This is a genomic window from Photobacterium sp. GB-210, assembly GCF_003026075.1.
Lineage (GTDB): Bacteria > Pseudomonadota > Gammaproteobacteria > Enterobacterales > Vibrionaceae > Photobacterium.
The window spans coordinates 14257-26185 of sequence record NZ_PYNU01000026.1 but is presented as its reverse complement, the minus strand read 5'-3'; the positions used below and the strand labels follow the sequence as shown (position 1 = coordinate 26185).

10 protein-coding genes are annotated in these 11929 nt (G+C 39.7%); 5 read left to right on the top strand and 5 right to left on the bottom strand.

Annotated elements, in window-relative coordinates; genetic code table 11:
- Positions 1-59: 59 nt before the first annotated feature.
- Together C9J38_RS19295 and C9J38_RS19290 are read left to right on the top strand one after the other, a co-directional pair.
- The gene (locus tag C9J38_RS19295; RefSeq protein ID WP_107208513.1) at positions 60-1127 is read left to right on the top strand and encodes an HlyD family secretion protein; all 1068 of its coding nucleotides are present in this window, start codon (positions 60-62) and stop codon (positions 1125-1127) included.
- Positions 1128-1189: 62 nt separating this feature from the next.
- A complete protein-coding gene (locus C9J38_RS19290; protein WP_107208512.1) occupies positions 1190-2200 on the top strand; it encodes a DUF2955 domain-containing protein in 1011 nt (336 codons plus the stop codon).
- 66 nt (positions 2201-2266) lie between these two features.
- On the opposite strand, the gene modC is transcribed toward C9J38_RS19290, so the two are convergent.
- The 3 genes from modC to modA all read right to left on the bottom strand — a co-directional run bounded on the left by modC (position 2267) and on the right by modA (position 5048).
- Positions 2267-3358, bottom strand: coding sequence for a molybdenum ABC transporter ATP-binding protein ModC (gene modC / locus C9J38_RS19285; protein ID WP_107208511.1), 1092 nt, complete (start codon positions 3356-3358; stop codon positions 2267-2269).
- On the bottom strand, positions 3358-4047 hold the full coding sequence (modB, locus tag C9J38_RS19280) for a molybdate ABC transporter permease subunit (protein ID WP_107208510.1): 690 nt from the start codon (positions 4045-4047) through the stop codon (positions 3358-3360). The genes modC and modB overlap by 1 nt, the downstream gene beginning before the upstream one ends.
- A 230-nt stretch (positions 4048-4277) precedes the next feature.
- Positions 4278-5048 (bottom strand): molybdate ABC transporter substrate-binding protein, encoded by a 771-nt coding sequence (modA, locus tag C9J38_RS19275; protein ID WP_107208509.1) that lies wholly within the window; start codon positions 5046-5048, stop codon positions 4278-4280.
- 317 nt (positions 5049-5365) lie between these two features.
- On the opposite strand from modA, the gene C9J38_RS19270 reads away from it, so the two are divergent.
- On the top strand, positions 5366-6772 hold the full coding sequence (locus C9J38_RS19270; protein WP_107208508.1) for an amidohydrolase: 1407 nt from the start codon (positions 5366-5368) through the stop codon (positions 6770-6772).
- 69 nt (positions 6773-6841) lie between these two features.
- On the opposite strand, the gene C9J38_RS19265 is transcribed toward C9J38_RS19270, so the two are convergent.
- The gene (locus C9J38_RS19265; protein WP_107208507.1) at positions 6842-7492 is read right to left on the bottom strand and encodes a CatB-related O-acetyltransferase; all 651 of its coding nucleotides are present in this window, start codon (positions 7490-7492) and stop codon (positions 6842-6844) included.
- A gap of 87 nt (positions 7493-7579) precedes the next feature.
- Between C9J38_RS19265 and C9J38_RS19260 the strand changes: the two genes are divergently transcribed.
- On the top strand, positions 7580-8497 hold the full coding sequence (locus tag C9J38_RS19260) for a LysR family transcriptional regulator (protein ID WP_107208506.1): 918 nt from the start codon (positions 7580-7582) through the stop codon (positions 8495-8497).
- A 311-nt stretch (positions 8498-8808) separates the two neighbouring features.
- Complete coding sequence (locus tag C9J38_RS19255; RefSeq protein ID WP_107208505.1) at positions 8809-10695, top strand: FAD-dependent oxidoreductase; 1887 nt, start codon at positions 8809-8811, stop codon at positions 10693-10695.
- A 52-nt stretch (positions 10696-10747) separates the two neighbouring features.
- Here the strand turns inward: C9J38_RS19255 and choV are convergent, their stop codons facing one another.
- Complete coding sequence (choV, locus tag C9J38_RS19250) at positions 10748-11929, bottom strand: choline ABC transporter ATP-binding protein (RefSeq protein WP_107208504.1); 1182 nt, start codon at positions 11927-11929, stop codon at positions 10748-10750.

Below are 11929 nucleotides of genomic sequence, written 5' to 3'. Positions count from 1 at the left end.
TAATCAAATACACACACTTTATAATAATGTGATAAAGATCACTATAAAAAGAGACGCTCATGGCAAATGCTGACACAACATTCCGTCACTGGATGAAAGGATTAATCATCCTGTTTTTACTCTTCATGGGGTATATCATTGTTGCAGATAGGCATATTCCACTTACAACAGAAAGCCGTGTTCGTGGCTATGTCGTTCAAATTGCTCCAGAAGTCTCTGGCAATATCACCTCAGTTTCGATCACTAACAATCAGAAAGTAAAAAAAGGTGAGGTGTTATTAACTATAGATCCATCTAAGTATGAGCTTGCCGTTGACCGCGCAAAATTGGCATTACAACAATCTTTGGAACAAGAAAAATCTTTGTTAGCACAAGTTGAGGCAGCAAAAGCGAATGTTGCCACCAGCCAAGCCAATTATGACAACGCAAGAAATGAATATGGTCGTATAAATAAACTGGCGCAGAAGAAATTAGTCTCTGCGTCTATGCGTGATTCAGCATTCGCGAAAGATCGTAGTGCATTATCGACATTACATGCAGCACAACAGCAACTGTTAGCCGTTAAAGCTAAATTAGGAAATACAGTCGGTGAAACAACACCAGTCATGTCCGCGAAAAATGCTCTACAACAGGCAGAACTTGATTTAAAACATACTAAAATTATTGCACCAAGTAACGGCGTCATTACTAATCTACAAGTTGATGTAGGTACAATGGCTACAGCAAACAAACCTATGCTTACATTTATTCCAACAAGTTCTATGTGGGTTTCAGCTGATTATCGTGAAAAGTCTACAGCATTAATTAATAAAGACTCTGTTGCCTATGTCACCTACGATGCATTACCCGGTCAAGTTTTCAATTTCCATATCGCTAATCGAGACTTTGGTGTCGCCGCAGCACAAGAAACACCAAACGGTCAATTAAGTGCTGTTGAGGTTAATAACCGCTGGGTACGTGACGCACAGCGTGTGCGCGTTAATTTAACCAGTGATACGCCGTTACCACATCAATTGTTTATTGGCTCACGTGCTACTGTTGTTATTTATTCAGATAACAGCTTGTTATGGCAAACCTTAGCGAGTATTCAAATTCACCTAGCGAGTTGGTTGCACTACATCTACTAACCGCAGTGCGATCAACCTTATGGTTGATCGCCCTTTCTTATCGCTTAAAAAAGGAGCTAATAATGAAAACAATGCGGATCTGGTTTGGATGTATTTTAGGGCTCGCTATTAGTATGATTTTTGGTTGGTCTTATGGTTTTTTCGCTGCTTTACTGCCAATAATGGTATTAATGAAGGCAGAACGCTGGAATTTATCATTGCTTGTGCAACTGATTTTAGGAATTATCTGGGTTACAGTACAAGTGACTTTTATTTCAGGTTTCTTGCAACCCTACCCTGTTTTAATGACTATCGCTGTTGGTATTATGCTAATGGCAAAATGCAAAGCGATGATAAACCCTACAACCTATTTATTTGGGTTCACTGGTTTGTTAGTTGGTTCAATCGCGCTTAACTTTGCGAGTTATACCGGATTTGATCTTGAAGAATTCAATATCACCTTGTGGATGAGTGGATTAATAACTGCACCTATTTGCGCCCTTGCGTATTTTCTTTTCCCTGAATCTGATAAAGAACAAACAGCACCTAGTATAAATAATGACACACAGCGCGTTGATCATATCGGGATGATCCGCCAAGCCGCACTGGGTTGGATAGTTGCAATGGTTGCTTTTCTTTTGTTTCAATTTGGGGATTTACGCGATTCATTATCCGCGCAAGCTTCTATTTTCATTGTGCTCGCGCCAATGACACTAATAGGCTCCATCGCTGTCGCTAAAATACGTATTACAGGGACATTTTTGGGGTGTTTAGCGGGTATGATTATCCAGTTAGGGCTTTATTCATGGGTTAATAACGGCATATTATTTCTGATGGCTTATGCGATAGCTGCAGGCTTTTTCTGTCACTGGATTGCACAAGGTACCATAAAATCAAGTATTGCTTTTTCTGCGATGTCGGCCTTAACCGTACCGCTTACAACATCATTAATACCCGAGCAAAAAGATGCCTTTTTCTCTATTTTATATCGCTTCAGCTCTATTTTCGTTGCAGTGATAGCAACTTCAATCGTAATTTGGATCACCCACCACTTTTTAATTCGGGTAATCAAAGCCCCTAATGAGCAATTTTAAAAACGATAAATAGACCAGCTAGTATCAATACTACGTTGGTTTTTCTCTATCATCTTGCGATTATCACTATGCTAAATCATCTTTAGTCACACTTACGCCTTTAATTTGCGCATAGACTTTATCGCCAATCTTTAACGCTAATTCATCAGCAGCCCATGTAGTAATATTTGCCCATAAATGCGTTTCACCAACACGCAATTTTACTTCGACACGTTCACCTTCAGCATAATGAATTTTGTCAATGCTTGCGGCTAAGATATTACGAATACTGGTTTGAGTGGGTTGTTCACGAGCAATAGATACATCATTTGAAAAAATACGTACCCTCACCCATTCACCTCGCTGCTGCTCTAATCGGCTGACCCATAAGAATGAATCATGACTTAACATTACCTGCGTTAATGCATATTTAGGATGATTATAATTAATCCGTGCACTGAGTAATGAACTTTGCTCTTTAACAGGTAACCAAGGGCGCATTTCAGGTGAACTCCACACTGAATTCACATGACCCGAAATTAATACCTTACCTTGGTTAAGCATCACCATAGAATCGGCAAGGCGTAAGATTTCATCAAGGCTATGGGTTACATAAATAATCGGTGTGTTCACACTCTTAGCTAAACGCTCAAGGTAAGGCATTAGCTCTTGTTTCCGCGGCATATCTAATGATGCTAATGGCTCATCCATCAGCAACATATCAGGTCTAGTTAATAACGCACGTCCAATCGCGACCCGCTGCTTTTCGCCACCGGAGAGTGACGAGGGATAACGGTGTAATAACGCTTCAATACCAAGCAGTTTTACGACATCATTAAAATGCGTTTCATCAGGCACTTTCACACCGTAGTTTAAGTTACCTTTGACGCTGTAATGAGGGAATAAACGCGCATCTTGAAATACATAACCAATTTTGCGTTTATCTGGCGAAAGAAATATCCGCTCTTCACTACTATAAAGGGTTCTATCACCAAGCTTAATAACCCCGTTATCTGGCTTTGTTAAGCCCGAAAGAACATTCACTAACGACGTTTTACCTGCTCCTGAACGACCAAAGATCGCAGTGATCCCTTTCATGGGCACATCGAGATCAACATCTAGCGACAAATCACCCAACTGTTGTTTAAATTTAATTTTTAATCGTTTATTAGTTGTCATTACATTACTTCCAACCGTTTTCTAGCAAGCCGTGTTAGCCACTCAGAAGCAAATAATGAAGACAAGGCAATCACGATCGCGACCACGCATAAACGGGCCGCTTCACTTTCAGCCCCTGGAGTTTCAATAAAGGAATACATTGCCAATGGAATCGTTTGAGTTTGACCAGGAATATTAGAAACAAAGGTAATCGTTGCACCAAATTCACCTAGAGCACGAGCAAAGGCTAAAATTGTGCCTGTTAAAATACCAGGGATCGTTAATGGTAACGTAATGGTGACAAATACACGTAGGGGGGATGCGCCTAGTGTACGAGCAGCTTGTTCGAGCTTTTTATCGACCCCTTCTAAGGCAAGGCGAATAGAACGCACCATTAATGGAAAAGAGACCACGGCAACCGCTAAAGCTGCCCCTCGCCAACTAAAGCTAAAACTAAAGCCAAACCACTCATAAAGCCATTTGCCTATGGCGCCTTGTCTTCCCATTGAAATTAACAATAAATAACCAATCACAACAGGAGGTAAAACAAGGGGTAAATGAATGAAACCATCTAATAATGATTTACCCCAAAAATCTCGACGAGCCAATAACCAAGCACAAGCAATACCCAAAGGAAGGCTAAATAGCACAGCAACACTTGAAATTTTAAGGCTTAATAATAACGCTTGTAATTCATAATCAGTGAGCAAAGCGAACAATCCTGTGTTTCAATCTAAACCCATGCTCTTTTCTGCATGAGATTCGTAATAATAGCGATAGCATAAGTAATCATTGCGTCATAGTCAGTAACGATGTGTATAAAACTTCGTAGTTGCTCTATAAATAAACAAAAAAGCACGGAGCGAAGTGCTCAGTGCCTCGTTTTATCTATAACGTCGTTTAACCATAATATGATTGATTTATTACCTAACTTTTTGTCTTAATTAACAAAACCAAAACCATATTGTTTAAAAATAGCTTTGGCTTCGTCATGCTGTAAGTATTCATAAAACGCTTTTGCCGCAGGCGTCGCATTACCTTTGACTAATGCCATTGGATACGTAATTGGCTTATGTGAATCAGCAGGGAAAGTCGCAACGATTTTTACTTTTTTAGAAATCTCTGCATCGGTTTTATATACAATTCCAAGTTTCGCTTCGCCGCGTTCAACTAACACTAATGCCGAGCGTACGTTATTCGCCATTGCCAATAAGGGCTCTGCTTGCTGCCATAATTTTAGATACTCTAACGATTGCTTAGCGTAACGTCCTGCTGGAACATTTGCCGGATTACCCACCGCTAAACGTGTACCGTCTAAGGCTTTAGATAAATCCCAGCTTGCTGTCAGCTTGATATTATTTTGTGGATAATCAGTAGGCGCAACCATCACTAAACTGTTTTTTAGAACATCGACACGGCTATTATCAATGACCGCGCCCTGCTGCTCTACATAATCCATCCACTTTTCGTTAGCTGATAAATAAATATTTGCTGGTGCACCAAGTGCAACTTGCCGCGCTAGCGCTGAAGATGAAGCGAATGAAAGCGTGGTTTTAACCCCAGTCTCCTTTTGATATTTAGCTGCAATGTCATTTAACGCATTGGTTAATGACGAAGCCGCAAATACCGTAATGTTGCTATCAGCAGCAAAAGAAGAAAAAGAGAGTGTTGAGAGTAACGCTGCTGTTGCGAAAGCTAATTTACGTGTCATGACGATGCTCCTAATATTTCGATGTATAGTAAACTACATATCGGTTATTTCAAGTATTATCTGTGTCATAGAAATTTAGTGTTTAAACTACAATATATCTGTCTTCAACATCACTTTTTATTGTCATCTGAAAAGTAATTAATTCTCTCACCTTCCAATAGCAAACGATTACACGCCTTTTATTATCGCTGAAAAGCATAAAACACCCCAGTCATAGCGATTTTGATCACAATTAAAAGTAATAACTGAAATTATTATTTTCAATAAAAAATTACTCAGTATTATCTGCGAAAAATACCTTCCTTCGGTGATACTCGATGTTAAAGAAAACATTACTTGCTGCATCATTAGCAACTTTATCTCTTCCAAGCGCTTCTGCTTTTGCGATCGAAAATGTTGATCTATTAATCAAGAATGGTCACATACTGACCATGGATCGTGAAAAAACGATTTTTGATAACGGTTTAATTGCAATTAAAGATAATAAAATTGTCGCTGTTACTGATGGCTCAGACATTAATGAGTATAAATCAGTAAAAACAATCGATGCTGATGGCGATATTGTGATGCCAGGTCTTATTAATACCCACACTCATGCATCTATGACTGTTTTCCGTTCATTAGCAGATGATGTACCAGATCGTCTTCACCGTTACATTTTCCCATTAGAAAAAAAGCTGGTATCACGTGAAATGGTACGTATCGGTGCTCAATTAGGTAACGTTGAAATGGTGAAAGGTGGCGTAACAACTTACGCTGACATGTATTACTTTGAAGACGAAGTAGCTAAAACCGTAGATCAAATTGGTATGCGTGCGATTTTAGGTGAAACCATTATTCAATTCCCTGTAGCAAGTGCTAAAACACCGGAAGATGGCATTAAATACGCAGAAAAACTGATTAATGAATATAAAGATCACCCACGTATCACAATGGCATTTGCGCCACATGGCCCATACACCAACTCAACAGAAACTCTGCAAACTATTGCCAAACTTTCGATGAAATACGATGTTCCAGTGATGATGCACTTAGCTGAATCAGATCGTGAGCGCGAGGTTATTGCAAAACGTTCTGGTGGCCTATCTCCTGTAAAATACATGGAGTCTATTGGCGCACTAAACGAGAACTTAGTCGCAGCACACGTTATTGATGCAAACGCAGAAGATATCGCTATCTTAAAAAAGTACGATGTGGGTATTGCACATAATATGAGTGCAAACATTAAATCAGCAAAAGGTGTATCACCAGCATTACAAATGTTTAATGACGGCTTACGTATAGGCTTAGGCACTGATGGTCCAATGTCAGGCAATACGCTAAGTACTATCGATGAGTTTAACCAAGTTGCAAAAGTACATAAGTTAGTTAATAAAGATCGTGCAGCCATGCCACCTAAAAATGTAATTGAAATGGCAACGATCGGTGCTGCTCGTGCACTCCATATGGAAGATAAAGTTGGTTCTTTAGAAGTCGGTAAGTTGGCAGATGTTATCGTTATTGATACCAAAGCGCCAAATATGGTACCTGTCTATAATCCATATTCAGCACTGGTTTACTCTGCTTACGCAACGAACGTAAAGCATACGATTGTTGACGGTAAAGTGATTATGGAAAACAGAAACGTACTGACTGTTAATGAAGATAACATTCGTAAAGAGGCGCTGCAGTTTGCAGATAAAGTACGTCAAACCGTTATTGAAAGCGGTGAAATCGTACAGTAATTAACATCTTTTATCTCATCTTATAGGGCAGTATCAGCTGCCCTATTGCAATTCTTAGTATAAAAGTGGCTAACGCTTAATGTTTTCAAGATAGTATCCATAAAGCTGCTCGACATCACCGCTACACATAACTTGCATCGCTTGTTTCAGTTGCTGCTCTGACCAATTCCACCACTGCATTTCAGTCAACATCTCAATTTGCTTTGCCGTGAATCGCTGTTTCACCACATGATTATTCGCTACAACCACGCTATAAGGCTCAACATCTTTGGTGATCACCGCCCTTGATCCAATTACAGCACCATTACCAATTTTTACTCCAGGCATGATCATCGCTTCAGAGCCAATCCATACATCATTGCCAATCACGGTATCGCCTGCTCGCTTAAAACCACTGGGCACATCTTCACCAAAATCATTACCAAAGGGAAAGGTTGAAATCCAATCGATACGATGTCCTTGATTACCCGCCATCATAAAAGTCGCGCCAGAAGCAATAGAGCAAAATTTACCAATGATCAGCTTATCCACTTCGCCAAACATACCGCTTTGCCAAACCTCTTTGGTTGGCTTATCGCCAAGCAAATAGCGTACTGCTTGATCTTCAAAAGATTTATCGTGGTAATAACCAGAATAATAACTGTAATCACCAACTTCTATGTTGGGGTTAGTAATGGTGTCTTTTAATTTTTGGCTTTCAAGCCATGTTTCAAACTGCATATTAAACGTCCTGTTGATTGATTGCAGTTAGTCTAATTGTTCTTTATTCTTACCAGAAGCGACCATTTAGAGATTAATAATTACCATATGGAAATAAAGTGGCTAAGTTACGTACCCATCTATTTGGCGTTATGTGAAGAAAAAAGCATTGCAAAAGCAGCGCTAAGATTGAATTGCTCAAGCGCGCATATCAGTCGACAGTTACGCCAACTCGAAGCACTACTCGATACTCAGCTTATACAGCGAACAACTCGCCAATTTCACCTCACCTATGATGGGCTTGAATTTTATAAGCAAGTAAAAGCACTGTTTGCTCATGCAGAAGCCATAAACGAAGGATTAGATGTCACTAATTCGGTTTATGGCAAACTTCGTATCGCAGCGTCTGCTTCTTTTGGCTCGATGCTATTAAGTGAACATCTTGCCGATTTCAATTTGAGTCATCCAAACATTGAATTAGAAGTCGCTTTTACTGAAACCCCATTAGATCTAATAGAGCAAGGTTTTGATGTCGCCATTTATTTCACTGAGACGCCACCAGAAGGCTATGTCGGTCATTATATCCGTCACCTTCAATGCCAACCCTTTGCTCATGAAAGCTACTTAGCAGATCATCCAGCGATTACTCATCCATTGGATTTGCGCGATCATCACCACATTATTTATAGAAATAGCGAATTCACGCTCGATAAATGGTGCTTTATTAATCAAACAACACAAGAAAAGACAAATATTATCCTTAAACCTGCCATGAGTTTTAGCCTAGTCACCGTCATGATCGAGGCTATGATCAAAGGCTGTGGTATTGCTATGCTTGATGAAATGGCGCTCAGTCACTTAGATAGTGATAAACGAACACATATTATTAATATCTTGCCTGATTGGTTTACACCTAATCGTTTGCCTTTATATATCCTTTATCCTAAACGTAAACATCTTGCCCAACGTACAAGTCTATTTGTTAATTTTATTCGTCAAAAATTTGATAAAAAAAATGAGAATTAAAAATAGATTGAAAGAAATAAAAAGAAGAATACGGCCTTTAAAATACTAATATTGGCCTGACAACGCTTAACTACCCATATTTTATTCGTAAAAGGCATAGGATATAATTAAGAAGATTTGTATAGTGATTATAAAAAGTGAATACAATAGCTGCTCAATGCTGTTGCTTCGCAATACACCTGAGTGATAAATAACTTTTACCCTACTTATTTATCTTTTCAAAAATATATTCAATTTTCTCACATAATCATTAACTGCAAATAACCAAGCAATCTTGCTGCCCAGTAAATAAATAACAATAGAGGCAATTAATGGTTACTATTAATATTGATGGCAATAGCTATCAAGTCGACAAAGATCAAAACTTATTAGAAGCAGCAAAACAATGCGGTATTGAGATCCCATCACTCTGCGACATAGACACATTCACAGATGAATGCGCACTTTGTGATGTTGAAATCGCAGGTAAAGGAATTGTGAAAGCGTGCAAAGTTAAACCTACTGATGGAATGGTCGTCACTACCTCATCGCAATTACTGTCAAATATTCGAAAGTGCAATTTAGAGCGAATTTTACAACGCGCCAATACCAACTGCAGCGTACCGCCTTGTCAGATCGCCTGTCCTGCAAGCGTTGATATCCAATCCTATTTATACTTTATCGCTCACAATGAACACTTAAAAGCCATAGAAGTAATAAAGAAAACATTACCTATGCCACTTTCTATTGGTCGTGTTTGCCCTGCTTTCTGTGAAGCAAAATGCCAACGTAACTTAGTCGATGAACCACTCGCGATCCGTCAATTGAAACGTTACGCCGCTGACATTGACCTTGAAAAACTAAATAGCTACACCCCAATCAAAAAAGACGATACAGGTAAACGTATTGCCATTGTGGGTGCAGGACCTGGCGGTTTAAGTTGTGGTTATTTCCTTAGTAATGAAGGTTACAACGTCACTGTGTATGAGGCGATGCCACAAGCCGGTGGATGGCTACGTTACGGTATTCCTGAATATCGTTTACCTAAAGATATTCTAGATAAAGAAATCGATATTATGTGTCGTAACGGCATGAGTATCGAAACCAATAAAAAGTTAGGTGAAGACTTTACCCTCTCTTCGCTCAGTGAAGAATTTGATGCTGTTTGTTTAGCGATTGGTGCATCACAAGCCAGTGAGATGAAGTATACCGGTAGTGATTTAGCAGGCTGTTATCTTGGTGTTGATTTCTTAAAAGATCAGACACTCGATAAACAATATACTATTGGTAAAAAAGTCGCGGTCATTGGCGGTGGTAACACTGCAATTGACTGCGCCCGCTCTGCATTACGTTTAGGCGCAGATACCACACTTATTTATCGCCGTACGCGTGATGAAATGCCAGCTGAAACCTATGAAATTGAAGAAGCAGAGCACGAAGGTGTTAAATTTCACTTTCTAACCAATCCTGCTGAAAATATTGCAGATGACAATGGTCATGTTTGTCAGATAAAACTTGAAAAAATGGCATTGGGCGAACCTGATGCCTCTGGTCGTTGCTCACCAAAAGCAACCGGCGAATATTTTGTTGAAGACTTTGATACCGTTATCGCTGCTGTCTCGCAAAAAACCGATACCAGCTTTATTGCTAACGAAGATATCGAACTTTCATTTAGTCGCTGGAACACCATCAATGTTGATGAAACAACGATGCACTCTGGGGTTAAAAATATCTTCGGTATTGGTGATTTTCGTCGAGGGCCAGCAACAGCGATTGAAGCGATTGCTGATGGGCGAAAAGCGGCAAAAGGGATTGATGAGTTCTTTGGTGGCACCATGGAAAAACTCTATACCGAGTCATTCCGATCTCGCAATGTTGAAAGAAGTCATCTTATTCAGCCTGAACATATTGAAAAGTTAAAACGTGTTATGGCAAGTATTGCCACTGGAGATAACGCTAAGCAAACCGAACAGATGTTAAATCACGCCCTAGCTAAAGTGTTACGCGCTAAAATGCCAGAGCTAACACTGGCACAGCGTCATTTGAGCTTCAATGAAGTTGAAACCGGGCTATCACAGCAAGCCGCTATTGATGAAGCTAACCGTTGTTTAAGTTGTGGTTGTGATGAAGGCAACGACTGTAAACTTCGTCACTATGCAACAGATTATAAAGTTGATCGTAAATTGTTTATCAACCGTGCCGTACCTTTAGCGAACTAAAAAATCACGGTCAACAATGACGTTTTATATCGTCTTTGTTGACCGATTTTCATTAAGACGCTAGCTGAAAATCACCTAGCAGCGCGTTATAAACATCTTTGTTATGTAACACCCCAACCAATTGATTATTTTCAACCATGAGTAATGGTTTATTATTCAGTCGCTTCAGCTCAATGGCATCTCGCATACTAATATCAGGGCTGACCATCACTATAGTGGTGTCACTTATATGGCTTGGAATAGCATCTGTAATTTGCCATGAAAGGCAATCAAGATTACCTTCATTCACGATAGACAACGTATCCTCATTTTGGGCGATCCAAAGCTCATCAGCATCACACACTTTATAAGTATTTCCCCGTTGCTCTAACGCGGTTAATGGCGTCATTAATGAGCGTCCTTTCAATACATTTAACGGATTAGTATGTGCGACAAAATCACGCACATAATCTGTTTTCGGATTGAGCACGATTTCTTCCGGTTTTCCGTGTTGAATCAGCTCCCCTGACTCCATAATCGCGATATTATTACCGATTTTAAGTGCTTCATCTAAATCATGACTGACAAACAAAATCGTCTTATTTAGCTTACTTTGCAGTGCTAATAATTCATCTTGTAACTGCGCACGGATTAACGGATCAAGTGCTGAAAAAGGCTCATCCATCAGTAAAATATCGGTATCCATAACAAATGCACGTGCAAGACCCACCCGCTGCTGCATCCCGCCCGATAACTCTGATGGGTATTTATCTTCCCATTCAGCCAGCCCCACCATTTCTAACTGCTCTCTTGCGCGCTGATGGCGTTCTTTCTTTGGGACATTTTGCATTTCAAGTCCAAAAGCAACGTTATCTAACACGGTTAGCCATGGCATTAAGGCAAATTTTTGAAATACCATCGAGACGCGATGAGTACGAAGATGCTGTAACTGGGCTTTTGAGCAGTTCGCTAAATCTACGGTTTGTTCACCATCTTTAATCAATAGTTCGCCACGACTTATATCATTCAATCCATTAACTGCGCGTAATAGACTTGATTTCCCCGAACCAGACAACCCCATTAGTACACAAATCTCGCCTTCTTTGATTTGCAGGCTAACGTTATTTACTCCAACCACTTGGTTTGTTTCATCAATAATTTGTTGACGGCTTTTTCCTTGATCTAATAACGCTAAGGCTTGTTGCTGTTTATCGCCAAACACCACATCCAGATTGTTAATCGTTATTGCATTCAT

What these genes read in the sequence shown, in the direction of transcription:
- modA (WP_107208509.1), bottom strand. Translation starts at nt 5,048, where the DNA reads ATGACACGTAAATTAGCTTTCGCAACAGCAGCGTTACTCTCAACACTC.
- C9J38_RS19270 (WP_107208508.1), top strand. Translation starts at nt 5,366, where the DNA reads ATGTTAAAGAAAACATTACTTGCTGCATCATTAGCAACTTTATCTCTT.
- C9J38_RS19265 (WP_107208507.1), bottom strand. Translation starts at nt 7,492, where the DNA reads ATGCAGTTTGAAACATGGCTTGAAAGCCAAAAATTAAAAGACACCATT.
- C9J38_RS19295 (WP_107208513.1), top strand. Translation starts at nt 60, where the DNA reads ATGGCAAATGCTGACACAACATTCCGTCACTGGATGAAAGGATTAATC.
- C9J38_RS19260 (WP_107208506.1), top strand. Translation starts at nt 7,580, where the DNA reads ATGGAAATAAAGTGGCTAAGTTACGTACCCATCTATTTGGCGTTATGT.
- modC (WP_107208511.1), bottom strand. Translation starts at nt 3,358, where the DNA reads ATGACAACTAATAAACGATTAAAAATTAAATTTAAACAACAGTTGGGT.
- C9J38_RS19290 (WP_107208512.1), top strand. Translation starts at nt 1,190, where the DNA reads ATGAAAACAATGCGGATCTGGTTTGGATGTATTTTAGGGCTCGCTATT.
- C9J38_RS19255 (WP_107208505.1), top strand. Translation starts at nt 8,809, where the DNA reads ATGGTTACTATTAATATTGATGGCAATAGCTATCAAGTCGACAAAGAT.
- choV (WP_107208504.1), bottom strand. Translation starts at nt 11,929, where the DNA reads ATGAATGCAATAACGATTAACAATCTGGATGTGGTGTTTGGCGATAAA.